This is a genomic window from Pseudoalteromonas tunicata (assembly GCF_002310815.1).
Lineage (GTDB): Bacteria > Pseudomonadota > Gammaproteobacteria > Enterobacterales > Alteromonadaceae > Pseudoalteromonas > Pseudoalteromonas tunicata.
In genome coordinates, this window is record NZ_CP011032.1 from 3830171 (window position 1) to 3848481 (window position 18311).

Annotated in this window: 14 protein-coding genes; 11 read left to right on the plus strand and 3 right to left on the minus strand. The window is 40.3% G+C overall.

Annotation, left to right across the window (positions count from 1 at the left end; genetic code table 11):
* Nucleotide 1 precedes the first annotated feature (1 nt).
* The 11 genes from PTUN_RS17370 (at nt 2) to PTUN_RS17415 (ending at nt 14926) form a co-directional block, all read left to right on the plus strand.
* On the plus strand, nt 2-1246 hold the full coding sequence (locus PTUN_RS17370) for an HlyD family secretion protein (protein ID WP_009839027.1): 1245 nt from the start codon (nt 2-4) through the stop codon (nt 1244-1246).
* Nucleotides 1247-1258: 12 nt separating this feature from the next.
* Nucleotides 1259-1990, plus strand: coding sequence for an ABC transporter ATP-binding protein (locus tag PTUN_RS17375; RefSeq protein ID WP_009839026.1), 732 nt, complete (start codon nt 1259-1261; stop codon nt 1988-1990).
* On the plus strand, nt 1987-4419 hold the full coding sequence (locus PTUN_RS17380; protein WP_009839025.1) for an FtsX-like permease family protein: 2433 nt from the start codon (nt 1987-1989) through the stop codon (nt 4417-4419). The genes PTUN_RS17375 and PTUN_RS17380 overlap by 4 nt, the downstream gene beginning before the upstream one ends.
* A 48-nt stretch (nt 4420-4467) precedes the next feature.
* Nucleotides 4468-5844: a sigma-54-dependent transcriptional regulator gene (locus tag PTUN_RS17385; protein ID WP_009839024.1), complete on the plus strand. Its 1377-nt coding sequence runs from the start codon at nt 4468-4470 to the stop codon at nt 5842-5844.
* 3 nt (nt 5845-5847) lie between these two features.
* On the plus strand, nt 5848-7092 hold the full coding sequence (locus PTUN_RS17390; protein WP_009839023.1) for a sensor histidine kinase: 1245 nt from the start codon (nt 5848-5850) through the stop codon (nt 7090-7092).
* Between the two features lie 198 nt (nt 7093-7290).
* Complete coding sequence (locus tag PTUN_RS17395) at nt 7291-9813, plus strand: zinc-dependent metalloprotease (RefSeq protein WP_009839022.1); 2523 nt, start codon at nt 7291-7293, stop codon at nt 9811-9813.
* Nucleotides 9814-10006: 193 nt separating this feature from the next.
* The gene (locus tag PTUN_RS21820; protein ID WP_009839021.1) at nt 10007-10180 is read left to right on the plus strand and encodes a hypothetical protein; all 174 of its coding nucleotides are present in this window, start codon (nt 10007-10009) and stop codon (nt 10178-10180) included.
* 57 nt (nt 10181-10237) lie between these two features.
* Nucleotides 10238-10666, plus strand: coding sequence for a hypothetical protein (locus PTUN_RS17400; RefSeq protein ID WP_009839020.1), 429 nt, complete (start codon nt 10238-10240; stop codon nt 10664-10666).
* Between the two features lie 52 nt (nt 10667-10718).
* The gene (locus PTUN_RS17405) at nt 10719-13049 is read left to right on the plus strand and encodes an ABC transporter permease (protein WP_009839019.1); all 2331 of its coding nucleotides are present in this window, start codon (nt 10719-10721) and stop codon (nt 13047-13049) included.
* A 10-nt stretch (nt 13050-13059) separates the two neighbouring features.
* Entirely contained in the window at nt 13060-14256 is a 1197-nt protein-coding gene (locus tag PTUN_RS17410; protein ID WP_009839018.1) for an efflux RND transporter periplasmic adaptor subunit, read from the plus strand.
* Between the two features lies 1 nt (nt 14257).
* Complete coding sequence (locus tag PTUN_RS17415) at nt 14258-14926, plus strand: ABC transporter ATP-binding protein (protein ID WP_009839017.1); 669 nt, start codon at nt 14258-14260, stop codon at nt 14924-14926.
* 171 nt (nt 14927-15097) lie between these two features.
* On the opposite strand, the gene PTUN_RS17420 is transcribed toward PTUN_RS17415, so the two are convergent.
* The 3 genes from PTUN_RS17420 to PTUN_RS17430 form a co-directional block, all read right to left on the minus strand.
* Complete coding sequence (locus tag PTUN_RS17420) at nt 15098-15610, minus strand: DUF6622 family protein (protein ID WP_009839016.1); 513 nt, start codon at nt 15608-15610, stop codon at nt 15098-15100.
* 235 nt (nt 15611-15845) lie between these two features.
* Entirely contained in the window at nt 15846-16769 is a 924-nt protein-coding gene (locus tag PTUN_RS17425) for a hypothetical protein (protein WP_040644018.1), read from the minus strand.
* Between the two features lie 548 nt (nt 16770-17317).
* Nucleotides 17318-18136 carry an arylamine N-acetyltransferase family protein gene (locus tag PTUN_RS17430; protein WP_009839014.1) on the minus strand — a complete coding sequence of 273 codons (819 nt, stop codon included), beginning with the start codon at nt 18134-18136 and terminating at the stop codon, nt 17318-17320.
* Nucleotides 18137-18311: the final 175 nt, after the last annotated feature.

An 18311-nucleotide genomic window follows, 5' to 3' on the forward strand; every position in this document is an offset into this window, starting at 1 on the left:
TGTGCAGATTAATTTAACCCCAAAACATCAAAAACGAAGCTATTGGCTATTCGCGTTGGCATTAATTGCAATGGCTACTGCTTGTATATACTTTTTAACCAAACAATATACTCCCAAAATTGCGCGCGAAAACCTCACCATTGCTACGGTACAACAAGGCGATATCGCATTGATGGCACCGGTTTTTGGTGAGTTTGCATCGCGCTACGAGCGCTTGATCAGCGCTCCTGACAACGGCAAAGTAACCGAGATATTACTGCGCGGCGGTGAAACCGTGACAGAAAACACCCCAATTGCCATTTTGACTAACCCCGATTTAACGCAGCAGTATCAGCAACAAAAAACCCAACTAAACAGTACCACAGCGCAATTCACTGCCTTTACTTTGCGCCAACAAAACGAACTGCTGGCCGAAGAAGGTAAACAAGAAGATTTAATCGCCGACATTGAATCGTTGATGCTTGATGTCGAAGCAAATCGAAAATTAGCTGAACTTGGGATCGCGGCAAAAATTGACTTAGAGCGCTCAGAGCTCAAGCTCGCTCAGCTGAATAAACAGCTTGAACGCAATCGTTTTCGCTTAGCGTCATTTATTAAAATGCAGCAACTCGAAAAACAGCAACAGCACATGCGCTTAGTTGCTGAACAACAAAGTGTCGCTAATCTGGCCGCTAAAATGGCTGCTCTCACCATTAAGGCAGGCATTGCAGGCACTTTAGAAAAATTAGACATTGAACTGGGGCAGTATGTTAATGCAGGGCAAACCTTAGCTAAAGTGGGCTCTAGCACCGATTTAATTGCTAAGATCCGCATTCCACAACGTTTAGCTGAAAAAGTTCAGCTCGATGCCAAGGTCAATATTAAAAGTAAAGACAGCATTCTTAGCGGTAAAATTAGCCAACTGAGCTCGGTGATCCGCGATGGCTTTGTGCTTGCGGAAGTTAAAATTCTCGACCCTCTGCCAAACTATATTCGACCGGCACTCAATTTAACCGCAGACGTGTTTATCGAGCAAAAAACCGATGCGTTATTTATCAAACAAGCCCCAGGCGTTCAGCCGTTAAGCAAAAAAACCCTTTATCAACTGACAGACGATTCGGTTGCCGAACAACTTGAAATTACCTTTTCAGAGCGCAGTGGCGAGTATGTGCTGATTGGCGCGGGTGCAAAAAAAGATCAACAAATTATTACCTCAGACCTCAGTCAGTGGCACAATTTCGCCCAACTGACCGTCGTTACTCATTAACAAGGAAAAACAATGAAAACCATCGTTTCGTTACAGAACGTTTGTAAAGCATTTAATAAAGGTCAGCTACAGACTCAAGCACTCAACAATATTAATTTAACTATTGAGCAAGGTGAATTCGTGGCGATTGTCGGGCCGTCGGGCTGCGGAAAATCAACCTTACTCAGCATTTTAGGATTACTTGAACAAGCCGACAGCGGTCAGTATCACCTCAGCGAACATGATGTTAGCACCCTAAACATCGACCAAAGCGCTAAAATCCGCAACCGTCATATTGGGTTTGTTTTTCAATCGTTTAATTTAATTGATTCATTAACGGTATTTGAAAATATTGCATTACCGCTTGAGCATCGAGGTAGTAAAAAAGCCGAGATTGAACAAGCGGTAAACGCGCTTTTAACCAAGTTAAATTTATTACCCCGCGCGGCTTATTACCCTAATCAACTTTCGGGTGGTCAACAACAGCGTGTCGCCATTGCAAGAGCATTGGTCGGTCAACCTGATTTACTGTTAGTTGATGAGCCAACCGGTAACCTAGATAGTCAAAATGGTGATTCGGTTATGCAGCTTTTATGCGATCTCAATCGTGCTGGCACCACCATTGTGATGGTAACGCACGATAATCGCTACAGCCAAATGGCAAGTCGTCAAATTCGTTTATTAGATGGCCAAGTGATCACCCAGCACAGCGGCACGACTCACAGTGCCAATAATACCAATCAAGCTATGGCGGAGGCTGTATGAGTTTTTACTTACGCGCCCTGCGCTACGGCATCATTCGGCTGGTGAGTTTACCGCGCTTTAGCTTGCCAATTTTAGTGACGCTAAGTTTAACGTTAGCCACAGTTATGACGGCGGTTGCCATCAGTAGCAACGTGCTGTTTCAACCATTACCTGATATTAAAGATGAGCACACGCTTTATAAGGTGAGCACCAGCAAAAAACTCAATGATAAATTCACATTCCCTATTTTAGGTTCGAATCTATTTTTACATTTAAAAGCCCATTATGCCTCGCAGGGGCAATGGGCGTATTTTAAGCCGTCGGCACAATCAATCACCGTTGCTGAGCAACATTATGCCGTAACACAATTTGATGCTTTTCAAGGCACAGAACAGATTCTAGGTACGCGGTTGGTGCTTGGTGAAAATAGTAAGGCATCCGCCAGTATCAAAGAGCGAGTGTGGATTTCTGAAACACTCTGGCACCAAGTGTTTGCAAGCGACCCTGAGATTGTTGGAAAACAGTTAAATCTGGATGCACAACCTTATTTAATTCAGGGTGTGTTGCAAGATTTCACTTCAAATAGCTATGGCGATAAACATGGTCGCCAACAAATTTGGCGCTTTGATGACCTCTCCACCCCAATAGCCACAAATATGCCCGATGCCATTCGAAACAACGAGACATTTTTTTTATTACTAAGCACCTTACCCGCACTAGACACAAACCAATTAATTGAAGTGGTGAACCAAGGTATAGCTGAAGGTGACTTTATAAATAAATTTCCGGTCCCAACAACCGCAACAATTGAGCTTTATCGAGATAACTTGGTCGGTAAAAACAAAGTGATGATTTTACTGCTATTAAGTGCCTTTGTTGGCTTACTATTGATGGCTTGCTGCAATCTTATCAACGTCTTTATTGCCCATTATCAAGGGCGCCATAAAGAATTTGCCATCTCAAAAAGTTTAGGGGCTAACAAACTTAAATTAATCAACCAAATTTTTATTGAATCCGCACCCTTATTTATCAGTGCGGGGGTGCTGGGTTTACTGGGCGCCGCTTGGATCATCAAATTACTGCCAATTATTTTTAATAAAGAATTGCCACTGCTACACAGTATTTCGGTCAATCAAACAACTTACCTGTTTGCCATAATTAGCTTACTGCTGATGAATCTTGTTTTTTCGTTACTCTGTTTTTTCCACTTACCGCTCAAGCACCTCAATCAAGCGCTGCAAGGCAGTGGTAAAGGCGTGGCAAAATCGGGGAGTTCACGCCTGCAAAAAGGGTTGTTTGTTGTCCAGCTGTGTATTGCCAGTACGTTATTAGTGAGTTTGGCAATGATTTCGCACCAAAGCTACCAAACGCTTTACCCTCATTTGGGCTACCAGCTCAAAAACACGCTATTGATGACTGTTAAATTAAAGCAGGATGGAGCGCAGCAAACTAGCAATGAATTAAACAGTGAAGAATTGACACGCACTTCGCAACTCGCTCAAGAATTAAGCAACCACCTGCAGCAAAATCTAACACAATTAGAGATCTTACAAGGCCGAGGAGAACCACTAGGTCTAACCAATATATTCCACTTTTCAAAGCATCCGGTCACCCAAGCCGATCTCAGTTATCAATCAAGCCAGCTGACCCCCGACTTTTTATCTGCTTTTGATATTCCATTAATTGCCGGGCGAAATATCAGCGAGCAAGAATGGAAAGATAAAGCCAAAATCATGTTAATTAATGAAAATTTAGCACAGCTGCTCAGCCCCGATCAACCAATTGAATCTTTACTCAATACCGAGTTTGAAAAAGCTACAATTATTGGCATTGTTGGCAATACCTTTAATTTAATGACCCGTAATAAGTTGCAAGCAATTTCCTATCAGCACCTTAATTACCAAACTCAGCAAGAAATTAAGTTACTGATGCAATTACCTGCTGGTGAGGCGTTTGCAACGCAAACCCTGCAGCAACTTGCTTTAGCCTTTGATCCAAGCATTGACCAAGTAGAAATGCGTACACTTAACGAATACTGGAACGCTGCAACGGCCGACACCCGCATGCTCTTTTATTTCACTAACTTACTTACTCTATTAACCCTAGCACTTGCTGCTATCGGGATGGCAGGGCTTGCAACTAGCTTAACCGAACAAAAACGCTTTGAGCTGGCCATACGCATGGCGACGGGAGCATCACGTAACCAACTGCTGCGTTTAGTACTTGCCCAAGCGAGCTGGTTATTATTCTCTGGTTTGTGCGCTGGTATAATTTTCGCAACTTTGGTATATACAAGCTTACAACCCAAAATTACCAGCTTACCTGCGTTTGATTTAATGCCAATAATTTTAATTGACCTGCTGCTAATTATCATTGTGCTGATAGCCACACTTTGGCCAGCTAAACGCATTATTAACCGCGCACCGATGCAAGCATTGCGCGATCTATAACCCGTTGCCCTGATGATAAACAATCAGGGCATTTTTTGAAGGATCATCATGACACGCCATGCCCCGCTAATTTTAATTGCCGATGACGATAACGACATTCGCTTTTCTTTGTCGTTATTATTGGCGCAAGCGGGGTATCGCACCCTTGAGGCTGATTCAATTAAATCCTGTGAGATTCAAATTCAACGCCACCAGCCCGATTTATTATTATTGGATATGAATTTCAGCCGTGATACCACCTCGGGACAAGAAGGGCTGAGTTTGTTACAACGCCTTGATTTATCAAAACTACCAACTATTTTAATGACGGCCTGGGGCACGATTGAATTAGCCGTTCAAGGTATTAAACTCGGTGCAAAAGACTTTGTTGAAAAACCGTGGCAAAAAACGAAGTTACTAACCTTAATTGCAACTTATGTGGCGAATTCACGCCCCGACAACGCATCTGAAAAAAATTCACTTGCTCAGCCTACTATGGCGGCTTCAACCAGCGATTGGATTGCCCAAAGCGATGCAATGCAGCGCATAACAAGCTTAGTCGCAAACATTGCCCCAACCGATGCTAACCTGTTAATTATTGGCGAAAACGGTACGGGGAAATCTCAATTAGCCGCGCGTATTCATCACTTATCACAGCGAAAAAATCAGCCATTTATCACCACTAACATGGCTGCTATTCCTGAGTCTTTATTTGAAAGTGAATTATTCGGTCATCAAAAAGGGGCGTTTACCGATGCAAAACAAAACCGCTTAGGCTGCTTTGCCAGCGCCAATCAAGGCACTTTGTTATTAGACGAAATTGGCGCTTTGCCGTTTCATCTACAAGCTAAATTACTACAAGTACTTGAAACCCAGCAATTCACACCGTTAGGTGCTGAGCAATCGGTAAAAGTGAATGTTCGAATTATTGCCGCGACCAATCAAGATTTACTTCAAGCCATTAGCGCAGGTGAGTTTCGCCAAGATCTCTATTATCGTTTAAATACATTTATTATTGAATTGCCGCCACTGCGGGCGCGGATCGCGGATATTTTACCGTTGGCCTCTTTTTATTTACGCCAATTTGCAACCCAGTATCACAAACCTACCCCGCAATTAGCAGCTTGTGCAGAGCAAGCCTTGCAATGCTACTTTTGGCCGGGGAATGTGCGAGAGTTACGCCATGTTATGGAACGTGCGGTGTTATTGCATGCCAACAGCACAAGCCAACTGTTAAGTGCAGATTTAATGCTACCTAATCATAACGCTCAGCCTAACCAACCCGCTTTAGATTCGTTGGCGCTGCATACCGTTGAACGTCAACAAATAGAGGCTGCATTACAACAAACCCAAGGCAACGTGAGCCAAGCTGCGGTGCGCCTTGGTATTTCACGCCACGCCCTTTATCGCCGCATGCAAAAATACCAATTAAACGTGGGCAATTAACCCATGTGGCCAATAAAACGATTAACACAACAGCGCAAAGTTAGTGCGATCATTACCTTGGTAATGCTCCTTATTGGCTTACTGATTGTGTGGGTGATGAAACTACATGCATTTAGCGCCCTTGCACTTGCTACTGCAAGCCTCGTGATCGGTTATGGTTTAAGCTGGCTGGGATACCGCATTTATCATTTTTGGCAGCAACCTAAGCTCGATCTAATTGCCTTTTGCCAAACCAAAATTGAAGGTGAATCAAATATTTCACTGCAATTTGCCAATAAAACCAGTTTAAATCAGCAGTTAGCCGATGCCATTACAAGCTTAAGTGAGCAAAAACAGCAACCCAACACCCTTAATCACGCGCTTTGGCAGCAAGTATTTAATTTATGGTCTGCTCCTTTGGTCATTTTTGATCAGCAACTTGACCTGCTATTTTGTAATTTAGCCTTCAAACAACATTACAAGCACCCTATTTTACTGAATCAAAACGCAGACGCTTTGGGTTTTAATCACCAGCAAAACCAGCTTTCACACCCTGACTTTCAAACTCCGTGGCATTGCTCTACCTTATTGCACGGCGAAGGTGAACAACAACTTTGGATTTTTACCGCCACCAATATTTCCATGCCACTAGAGCAACAACGTCGCCAAAGTCAAAATGATGTTATTCGAATCCTCAGTCATGAAATTCGCAACTCTCTCACTCCCATTGCTTCGATGTCTGACACATTACTTACAGCGCCTGACTTACCCTACGCCCAGCAGCAAGAAGTGCTTGAACGCATCAAAAAGCGCAGTGAATCTTTGCTCGATTTTATTCATAGTTATGCGATGTTAAGCCATTTACCTGATGCCAAACCCATTCGAATAAATCTAGCCAAATTGTGTGAGCAACAAGCGGCTAACTTGGCTATTCCTCTTAGTTATCAAGGGGAGCACTTTGCCACGGTCGACCCCATGTTATTTGAACAATTACTGATTAACCTATTTAAAAATGCACAGCAAGCCAACCCCAATACCCAGCTTAGTTGCCATTGTTATTATCAAGATCAGCAATATATTCTTGAAATTGCTGATCAGGGCCCAGGGTTTGCTAATTTAAATAATGCGCTTAATCCCTTGTTTACCACCAAAGTAAATGGCCAAGGGCTAGGCCTGACCTTATGTCGCGACATCATGAATTTGCATCAAGGCAACATCGTACTCAGTAACCACAGTACAGGTGCGTTAGTAACCTTATCGTGGCCATAATGCCAAAAAAATAAAGTAGCAAACCATGGCTAAATCCCCAAAACATCCTTCGAATTAAGTTACATTCTGCAACACTTTTTTCCTATTGTGGTATTCATCACCGCTTTTTGACGTCCTAGCGCAGGGCGTTTTAGTCACTAAAAAAATTCAGGTACACTCAAAAAACAACACAATGACTATAAAAATCGAGGGATCAGCGTGAAAATTTCAACTATCGCTTTAGCACTCACTGTTGCATTTGGCACAGTTAATCCGGCACTGGCCGCAGATAAAAAAAACGACAAAGAAAAAAAACCACAAACCATCGAATCACTCATCAAAGATAAAACCGCATTTAGCGGCCTGTTTAATCTCTATTTAGATGAAAAAACAGGTAAAAACCTAATGGTGATCAACGCAGCTCAACTCGATACGCCCTTTGTTTATTTTGCCCATACTGTTGATGGCGTGACCGACGCAGGTCATTTTCGGGGCTCATACCGTGAAACCAAACTGATTGAGTTTCGCCGCCACTTTAATCGCATTGATATCATCAGCAAAACACCACGCTTTTTATTTGATGAAAACAGCGCAATTGCCCGCGCCAGTGAGGCTAATATTTCTGAAGCCGTATTAGCTTCTATCGATATTGAAACCGAAGAAAACGGCCAAATTGCCTTTAATGTCGATAAGTTATTTTTAAGCGAAGAACTACACAAAGTCTCACCTTGGACCAACCCTGACGATAAAAATGCTAAAAAGCGCTTTAACGTTGGCAAACTGGATGATAAAAAATCACGCATTATTAAAAATCGCATTTATGACAACAACCTAGATGTAGTGGTCGATTACGTATTTAGTAACAGCAACCCAAGTGTACGTGGCTCAGACGCAGTGTCAGATGCGCGTTTTGTATCAGTCAAAGTACAGCATTCGTTTGTTGCCTTACCAAAAAACAGCTATCAACCACGTTATGATGATGCCCGTATTGGTTATTTCACCAACCAGTTTGACAACATGACCTCAAGTGATTGGGCGCCGTATCAAGATGTGATTAAACGTTGGGACTTACAGAAAAAAGACCCAAGCGCAGCCCTTTCTGAACCAGTAAAACCAATCACTTGGTGGATTGAAAATACCACCCCTGTTGAATGGCGCGACACCATTAAAGCGGCAGTGCTCGATTGGAATACCTCGTTTGAAAAAGCCGGTTTTAAAAATGCCATTGAAGTTAAAATTCAACCCGATGATGCAACTTGGGACGCCGGCGACATTAACTACAACGTATTACGATGGACCTCATCGCCACGCCCACCCTTTGGCGGTTATGGCCCTGCACTTGCTAACCCTCTGACTGGTGAGATTTTAGGCTCAGACATCATGCTTGAGTTTGTATTTATGCGTAATCGCTGGATTTATGACTCACTCTTTTCACAAGGCGCAAGCACATTGAGCGAAGCACCGCTCGAATCAAACCAACTAAACTGCTCTTTAGGCCATCAATTACAACAAAATATCATGCTTGCAAATACTTTGGCATCGGGCGCAGATATCGAGCAAAAAGCCATTTTGGCCGAAGGGTTACGCCAATTAGTACTTCATGAAGTGGGCCATACGTTAGGCCTTAACCACAACATGAAAGCCTCAATTATGTGGAATGAAAAAGACATTCACAATAAAACCAAAACCCAAGGCGTATTAACGGGTTCAGTGATGGACTACAGCCCAGTAAACGTTGCACCGCGCGGCGTGAAACAAGGTGACTTTTTCCAAACTAAACCAGGGCCTTATGATGATTGGGCCATTGAATATGGCTATTCAGCCGCATTAAATGATGTAGCCGCTGAGCAAGCACGCTTAGAGCAAATTCTATCTCGTTCAAACCAACATGGTTTAGCCTTTGGTAACGATGCCGATGATATGCGCTCACCAGGTCGTCATATTGACCCGCGCGTGATGATTGGTGATATGTCGTCCAATGCGGTAGCGTATGCAAACGACCGTATGGAGCTAGTTGACTCACTGCTGGGCGAATTAATTAGCAAAGCCCGCATCCAAGGTGAATCACATCAACAATTACTGATTTCAGCCAATAACTTATTTGGCCAATACCGCACACAAGCAGGCGTCATTTCGCGTTTCATTGGTGGCGTGTATGTTGAACGTAACGTGGTTGGTACCGATGACTCAGTTAAACCTTTCACGCCAGTGCCTGCAGAGATTCAAAAAGCAGCCATGAATACGTTGGCGAAAAAAGTGTTTGCGCCAGAGACACTTGCGAACATGAAGCCGCTGTATAACTACATGCAACAGCAACGCCGTGGTTTTAATCATTACGGTAAAAATGAAGACCCACAAGTTCATAGCATGCTGTTAAATATGCAAAAATCGGTATTAGACCAGTTGCTACACAAAAATGTATTAACCCGAATTTCAGATACCGCGTTATACGGCAACCAATACAGCTTGTCTGAGTTTATGAATGACTTAACCAGCAGCATTTTTGTGCCTGCAAAAACGGCTAACTCTATGAGCCATAATTTACAAATTAATTATGTAGAACGCTTAATTGCCATCGCTGGCCTTGGTAAAGCATCAAGTTACGATAATTTAGCCCGCGCAGGTGCACTTGCCCAGCTACACGCTATTATAGACTTAAGCACGCCTTGGGGTGCAAACCAAGACGCCAAAGCACAAAAAGCCTATGTTGATTTATTGATTGAAAAAGCACTTAAAAGCTAACCGCTCACTTTTTATGTTACAAAACAGCTTTAGTTATGCTGAAAATACCTCTGTTGATTGAATAAAATTAGCAGGGGTATTTTATGAGTCATAGGGCAATAAACACCACATAATTCAACTCTGGATAAAAATTCTTTGACTGAGTACAAAAAAAAGGTACAGTACCCACTCCTAATACAAAAAGGCGTTTTTAATGAAAAAATCTATTAAATCAACGCTTAAAATTATAGCATTAAGTGCAACCGTTTTATCTTTCTCTGCTATTGCAGCCGTGCCAGAGGGTTGGACAAAGGGATGTGTTGGCAGCTACCTAGAATACCGAGATGGTAAAGGTAATTATGTTATTGTCCATGGTGGCTGTGCATAACACAACACATGCTTAAAAAGCTTTTTTTAAAAAGCTTTTTTAATTAGGATTAATAAAATGAAAATAAAACGACTACTCTGGCTTTTAATCATCAGTACAACTCAACCAGTCTTTGCCCAAAATAAACCAGATAATCACACTACAATTATTAAAGTCGATACTATCGATGAATTACGCCATTATTGGTCGCCTGCGCCAGAGAGAATGGCAAAAATCATGCCGCTAGCCATTTCTTCCGGCGACATCACATCACGCCACAATGACCAGATTTATATTACCGCACGTTTTATCGTCAATGAAAACGGGGACCCTGAACAATTTGAGCTTATCTCAACGGTACCAGAAGCCGCAATGCAAGAAGAAAAGTTTATCAAAGGGCGATTCTTATTCGATAAATACAAGAAATCGCCAAACAACGCACATGCAACCCCAGTGCTATTTGAAGGCGTCGTACGTTGGTATGACCCGCAAATACACCCTAAATAGTGGCGACATTATTAAGTCGGTTTTCCATTAAAATGACATTTAAAGAAGCGGTATGTATCTAACCTATATCTTACATTGTTTTAAGTATCGTAAAGTTTCTTTGCTTATTGTTATCTTAAGCCTTGGGGCGAGCTTTGCATTTATTAATTCAGCTTGGACTATTAAACAAACACTTTCTTCAGGTAAGCCTGTAGGTGTAGGTCATCAAGGTGATATATATAGCCTTTATGCTTATATGAGTGCCCTTGATCTAAATTTTCTACTTTCACCTTCACAAATAATGTCGCTGCAAAATCAGTTAGGTAAACAAGGGGATATTATTGCTTTTTCTGGCAGTCATCTACGCCATCAAAACCTGACGATTAAGCAACAATCTATCACTGCGGTTGTTGATATTGTTTCGGATAATTACTTTTCAGCACTTAAAATATCGCTTGGTGGGTCAATTTTAAATAATAATCGCTTTTCAAGCGAGCAAGCCATGTGCGTTATTAGCAAGAAATTTGCTGAGCAATACCAACTAAGTGTGAATCAAAGTATTAATATCCAAAACAAAAATTATGTTATCGCTGCAATTTCCGAGCGCTTTTCTGGGCTCAATGACAATCAAACTGAAATATGGCTACCTTGGCAAGATAGCAGTCAGTTTTATCCCCCTTATAAAGAAAAAACACTCCTGACACAGAGCTTAAATTACTGGGCAGTCATATTACAAAATGACGCCTCAACGAACCAATTTTCACAAGCTGTCACACAATTATCCCAGCGCGTTGATTTACTTAACTATGACATAACCCCACCGGTCGACACCTTTCAATTTCAAGCTGGGTTGTCCTATGATCAAGGTGCACTAATAACTGCGAAGAAAAATGCAACGGTATACTTCAGCATCGCACTTATCATTCTAGTTATTGCGATACTAAATATTGCAAACTGGCTTGCGTTAACACAAGCACAACTTACATCAAACAATCAGTTGTTTTTAATCTATGGGATTAAAAAATGGCATTATTTTAATCTACAGCTGGGATTTTTAGCCGTACCGATTGCTTTATCATCATTATTAGCAATCCCATTTAATACGTTGTACCTTCAATATTTACTTAATGAAGGCGCGATTTCGCAGTTATTAAAAGCGGGTGCTGAGTTTAATATTGACCTGAATTTGCCAATCTTATTTTTAACCATACTCGCCTCGGTGATCACTACACTTATTTATACTCAATTGGCGCAGCGCTTAAGTGCGGTGAATTATAATACTCGTTCACTTTATGGTAAAAAAAGTTCACCCTTTGCACTTTTTTATATCTCAATCACCTTAACGATTACAGTCACCACTGTCTGCATTTTATTTACCAGCCACGTATTGCAGAGTGACTTACCAAAGTTATCCCTTTTAACTAAAGAAAAAATCGCTAATTTAACGGCTTACACGCCAACTACTCATACAAAAGATCAAGCCTTAATTCTAAATGAAAGAGAGCTTCTTCTGCAGCAGCAGTTTTTTGCGTCAGAATTTGGCTTTGTCACTTATGCTCCGTATTTTAGTCAACTAAAAGAGGAGATACTAACGGGTGAAAGTATTGAACAAATAAACCTAAAGACCCCTATAAATAAAGTGACCCAAAATGGACTTAAACTGTTAGATGCTGACCTAATAGAAGGCACTTTAGTATTAACTTCTGACAACCAAATTATTATTAATGAAGCGGTAATGCGTTTTCTAAAAAGCCAAGGTAGAAGTAATATTATTGGTAGTCAGCTATATAACTATTTCGGGGATCCATTACAAATAGTGGGTATAGTCGAAAATATTGCTTACATTATCGGCTCTTCTGAACAGCAAATGATGGTTTATGCTAAAGACCCAACACCAACCAGCGCTATTTTGCTTTCAAAAAGCCAGCAAAAAGTAACGCTAAATCAGACTGAGTTTGCCGCCATTTACCCCGTACCAATTAGCTTAACAAAGCAGAAGCAATTGAAGGAACTACCCATAATCGCACGAGTAAAGCTATGCCTTATTGCAGCGATTTTAGGTCTAGTTATCTCTTTTATGACGATATATACCATTGCAACATTAAACCAACAGCGCTTTCAACAAACGCTTGCAATCTATTTTGCTTTGGGAGCCAAGCCAATTCAATCGTTTATTTATAGCCATCGTATTCTTATTAGCGTCAGCCTAATGGCAATCACATTAGGTTTGATATTGTTTAAGTTCGCAAGTAAATTAGTACCTTTTTTAACAGCTGGAGTGGCATTTGGTCCCCTTCAATATCTCTATACATTTATCTTACTGAGTATCTTCATCGCGATACTGTTCTTCATTAGTTTTTACAAAAACCTGAAGAAAAATAGCTTTTCACTTTTTTCACAATAAGAAGAAATAAATGGATTTAAAAATAACGCCTACAAAGTCAATATCTAAAAAATTATTGTCCATTTCAGCAATCATTACAGCGGTCATTATCAGTATCTCGCTCTATTTTTCTTTTACGGCGAACCAACAAAAAATAGCGCGTGTCGTAGAGCAGTTCTCTCTCAATGAGATTGTTGCGACCGGTACCATAATCCCTTTACATCAACATTGGCTTAGTGCCAAATCAGTCGGTCAAGTTGAACAGGTGTTTGTTAATGCTGGCGACAATGTCAATATTGGAGATCCCGTTGCAAAATTAGCTAATCCGCAACTTGAGAGTGAACGCGCGACACTTCAAATTGAAGCCAATATTTTGGCCGCAGAATTTCTAGGTAAACAACTCGATTTAGAAAACAGTGACTTAAATATGCAGCAACAATTATCTGATTTAAAGTCTGAACTACGCCTCAATACGATGAAATTAGAGGCTGAAACGAGCTTAGCTCACAAAGGGATTATTTCACAATACGACCTAGCTCGGGTCACTGAAAAACGACAGCAACTGCAATTTAAAGTAGAAAATGAAGCTCAGCGATATCACTCTTTCATACGAAATAAAGAAGCGCAAATGCAAGCACAAAAAGCAAAAAAAGAAGGTGTTTCATCAAAGTTACAAGCTAAAACAGAGCAAGTAAATAACCTGCTGATTACCGCTAAGATGTCTGGGGTTGTACAATCTATTGATTTAACGCTAGGGCAAACTATACAGCTTGGTGATGAAATTGCTGTGATAGCAAAAATGAGTCCATTACATGCAAAAATTAGCGTTGCACAAAATATAATAGCACAAGTGTTCCCCGATATGCCCGTAGACATCTTCATTGGAGAACATATCGTTAAGGCTAAAGTAGATGCAATTTCTCCTTCAGTAAAAAATGGTGCTGTTGAAGTGAATGTAGTACTACCAAAAATACTCCCCAAAGAAACAAAAACCTTCGCCACAATCAAAGCGGTATTATACCCGACAAAAAAACAACAAAAATTATGGCTTGAACAAGGTGACCAATTTCCAGAAGGTGAACTTCAAGTAAGTGTCATAGATACAACAGGAAAAATCACTGATAAAACAATTAAACTAGGTCAATTTAGCCATGGTAAACGAGAAGTTGTTTCAGGGTTAACTCTCAATGATCAGATCCTGTTTAAACAAAAAAATAACGGAATATAGTATGAATCTGATTTCAATAAAAAATCTTAAAAAATCATTCAAAACACAGTTTATTGAAACTTTCGCTATTAACGATATAAGCTTCAACATCAAGCAGGGTGAATTTACTGCCATTACAGGTCCATCCGGCTGTGGCAAGTCAACATTGTTAAGTGTTCTTGGGCTATTAGAATATGCCGATGAAGGTGAATATCATCTCTGCTCTAAAGACATCATACAATTAACCGCCTCACAAAGAGCAGAAGTAAGAAACCACCATATTGGCTTTATATTCCAGTCATTTAATTTAATAGCAGAACTGAGCACTCTGGACAACGTCGCTTTACCATTAAAGTTAAGGGGCGTTGCAAAACAAGAATATATTGATTTAGCATATCAAGCATTACAAAAGGTTGGTCTTGGCGAAAGAGCGAAGCACTTTCCCCCTCAATTATCTGGCGGACAGCAACAACGAGCCGCCATTGCCAGAGCCATCATAACCAACCCTGACATTATTTTGGCTGATGAACCCACAGGAAACCTTGATTCCGAGAATAGCAAAATTGTTATTGATATTTTATTACAGTTAAATAAAAGCGGTAAAACTATTGTGATAGTGACACATGATCAGGCATTAGCTAATTTAGCTCAAAAACAATTAACAATGTGCGATGGTCAGTTAATCAACTAAACGTTTTGGAACTATTATAAAACTTCGCCAATGAATAAAGGCCACTTTGATTAATCAAAGTGGCCTTTATTACTTTTGCTAAAATAATAAGCGAATTAACCTCGGTTCTGGATAAGAGATTTACCAATACATTGAATTAAAATTAAAATTAAATATCTCAGTCATTCATTTCTAGGCAGCTGTTTTTGCAGCTTTTAATGCATAGCGTTTTGATTGCCAAACTGCTGTTGCTCGCACCACAAACGAACCACTTAACATACCGTACAGTGCACTCACTACTAACATAAACACAGGCTCAGCACTCAATTCATGTTGTTGCGCTTGTAACACCGCCACCGCATATTTAGTAAAAAAGATGGTCATCATTAATAACAAAGGCACCCAGCTACCTTTAATGTGAAACATGTGGCTCTCTACATCGTATTGAGCACGTTTAGTTAAGGTAAACATCCAGTTAAACAACAGCGCAGTGACGACACCGACTAACCAAAATACAATCGCCAGCAATGCCGTACCAAAACCGCTGATCACACCTAATAAGGACAAAATCAACATCGCAACAGGTAAAATAATCACCATACGCTCAGGCACTTGGCGCTCTTTACTTTGTTTTAAACCAAAAAAGAATAACACCGCCCCTAAAACAAACACCCAAACGGGTGTGTGCGAAAGAATCTCAACCATGCTTTACTTCCTCTTCTTATTTTTATTTCAGCACCCTATAAACAGGAAGCGACCTACGTTTATAACCTAAGACTAAAGTAAATAACAATTAATTTTATCTTTAAGAAATGAATTACACGGTAAAAATTAAAAAGGGAAAAGTCAAAATTGAGCCGATAATGAATCTTATAAAGCCTTGCTTTAGAGTGTGACGAAGGGAATTAATCAATAATTCATTAAGATCTGGGCTGTTAGTTTACATACTAACAGTCTGATCATTTTTTGGTTTTTCTTCTGTGGCAAATTGCACTAATTCAACAAGTAATCGGCCATGCATGGGTGTAAAACCAGTTTTGGCGAGCTTTTTCTCTAAATAAAGAGCAAAGTTCTTACGGCGTATATGTTGCTCTTTAATGCTTGAAAGTAACTCATGCTGTTTTTGATTAATGAGTTTAGTTTGATAAATAGGGTCTTCATCGGGCCAATCTTGCACTGGCACACCTTTATGCTGAAATACAAAATTTGATAAGGTACGGTCTATGCGGCCATAGTCTGTCTCGCCGAGCAATATTTCTATCTCTTTAAGTAAACTGCCATAAAGCACACGCGGAAATAGTTTATAAAAATCATGATGTCGGTAAGGCTCGCCTGCGCTAGTTTGCTGCCAATCAGCAAAAGCAGACTTAAGTGCATGAACAAAAATCCGCCCAACATAATGGCTTTTTTGACACGAAACACCTTCTTTTTCAAGGCGGCTCAAAACATGGTTTAAACGTTCGCGATAGCTTCTCAGCTCAGCTTTTTGCTCGGCATTTTGTTGTTCTAAAGTTTGAATTTCGCTCGCACTTTGGCTTAAAAGCAGTTCTAACTTAGCTATTTTAAGTTGTGCACTGTGAAATAAATCGCGGGTATCTTTTAGCTCAACCAATAAGCTTGCATGCTTTAACTTGATTGTCTGATCGGTGCTGGCCGAAAAAGGCGCTGTAGGCTCAAGCTGACCATGAGCCCGCTTTATTGCCTGACTAATTTTACGCTCAATGACCTCACCCGACTGACTACCTTTAAGCAATGTATTCAATTCAGTCGAAATATGGTGTTGATACCACTGCTGAATTTGCACATATTGTGCCTGAGATAAATTGGCAAAAGGGTTATCAGCACTGATTGGTTTATCGGGCATGTAACGCTCCATGTAAGCGCAGCATAGCTGAGCAATTATTATTTTTGTGGACTCGATTATACGACAAACCTCACTAATCGCGAGCACAAATAAATAAAACAAAAAAGGAACTAACAATTTAGTTTTGCACGGAAAACTCGCTATCATAATGATAAATTAGAAATTTATTTCAAGTCGTTCAAAACGATTAAATTATATAGCGCATAAAGAAAAAATAATAAGTCTCGGCTTCTGCTTTATTTCAACTTTACCCAGTTATTAAAATATTTTGCTGCTTAGGTTGTTTAACAAAAGAGTAAAAATTAGCTCGCGAAAAATCACGCTCAAAATATCCATTTTGTCGGCGCTGCTAGATTAAAAAACTGAATTTTGACTCCAAATATTTAAGTCAAGGTGATGGTTTTATTTGTCTGTGCCCCGTCAAAAATACTTTGAAACTGTAGTGGCATTATTAAATAAACACTTAACGTTATAACAAGACAACCCCCAAAGGCGTGAACGCTCAAGTTGTGCTTTTTCACATCCACTTGAGTGTTCTTTACCTCCCTTTATTTTTGTTTATCTTGCAAAAAACCAAATAACTCACTTGCTTCACTCACACTCAACCCCACTGCAAACTGCTCATTACAGAGTTGATAAAGCTGCTTGCTGGTTTTAATGTCTATTGCCACCTCTTGACTGCTGGCATTATCAATTATTAAGTAAGTTAGATTTCTGATCAGCTTTCTTTGTTTTGCTGTGACACGCGCAACCACTAAATTATTTACAAACGCAGCCTGTGGATGTTGATGACTGTAAAAATGCGCAATCTCACAATCGGCTTCCGTTACTTCTCGTAAATCAAACCGATACAAGACTTTTGCGGGCTCGGGGCTAAGTTGCGTTAAACGATAGCTGGTTGAATAGTCGTATTCTTGACTCAATTGATATTCAAAAGCCTGGTCATTAACTATTTCTTTATTTTGTAAATCAATCAGTAAACGCGGACAAGCCACGCCAAAGCCAACATCAATCACATACTGCTTTTCGTTTAACGTCAGTAAAGTTAATCGATGGGAGCGGCCATTGCTGGAATCACCGTTTAGCATCACTCGACCCAGTAATGGCCGCACGGTGTAACCTAGTGCCTGTAAAGCTAAATAAAAAATTTTATTATGCTCAAAACAGTATCCTCCCAGGCGCTGATTAATCAATCGCTCAAATAAAGCCGCAGGCTCTAGGCTTAATGGTTTTTTAAGCAAAACATTACTGCTGCTAAAACTAAAATGTGTAAGGTGGGCTTGCTGTAACTCACTGATATAGTGATAGTCTGACGTTGTTTTTTGTACATTAAGCAGCGCTAAATAGTTTTTTATATATGATTGCATTTTATCGCCTCCTGCTTATTTTTGCGCCATCGTATCATTAAATACAGCTTGCACTTGTGATTGACAATAAAGTGATTTGATAACTCTATAGATGTTTTTCATACGCCTTCCTAAACTATTCTATTAATGTATTAAGTCTTAAGTCTTAAGTGCAATAAAGCTTAAAACCTCAAGA

Bases quoted from the DNA above. Each gene is read 5' to 3' on its own strand.
- PTUN_RS17375 (WP_009839026.1), top strand. From the start codon at position 1,259: ATGAAAACCATCGTTTCGTTACAGAACGTTTGTAAAGCATTTAATAAA.
- PTUN_RS17380 (WP_009839025.1), top strand. From the start codon at position 1,987: ATGAGTTTTTACTTACGCGCCCTGCGCTACGGCATCATTCGGCTGGTG.
- PTUN_RS17385 (WP_009839024.1), top strand. From the start codon at position 4,468: ATGACACGCCATGCCCCGCTAATTTTAATTGCCGATGACGATAACGAC.
- PTUN_RS17390 (WP_009839023.1), top strand. From the start codon at position 5,848: ATGTGGCCAATAAAACGATTAACACAACAGCGCAAAGTTAGTGCGATC.
- PTUN_RS21820 (WP_009839021.1), top strand. From the start codon at position 10,007: ATGAAAAAATCTATTAAATCAACGCTTAAAATTATAGCATTAAGTGCA.
- PTUN_RS17400 (WP_009839020.1), top strand. From the start codon at position 10,238: ATGAAAATAAAACGACTACTCTGGCTTTTAATCATCAGTACAACTCAA.
- PTUN_RS17405 (WP_009839019.1), top strand. From the start codon at position 10,719: ATGTATCTAACCTATATCTTACATTGTTTTAAGTATCGTAAAGTTTCT.
- PTUN_RS17410 (WP_009839018.1), top strand. From the start codon at position 13,060: ATGGATTTAAAAATAACGCCTACAAAGTCAATATCTAAAAAATTATTG.
- PTUN_RS17415 (WP_009839017.1), top strand. From the start codon at position 14,258: ATGAATCTGATTTCAATAAAAAATCTTAAAAAATCATTCAAAACACAG.
- PTUN_RS17420 (WP_009839016.1), bottom strand. From the start codon at position 15,610: ATGGTTGAGATTCTTTCGCACACACCCGTTTGGGTGTTTGTTTTAGGG.
- PTUN_RS17425 (WP_040644018.1), bottom strand. From the start codon at position 16,769: ATGCCCGATAAACCAATCAGTGCTGATAACCCTTTTGCCAATTTATCT.
- PTUN_RS17430 (WP_009839014.1), bottom strand. From the start codon at position 18,136: ATGCAATCATATATAAAAAACTATTTAGCGCTGCTTAATGTACAAAAA.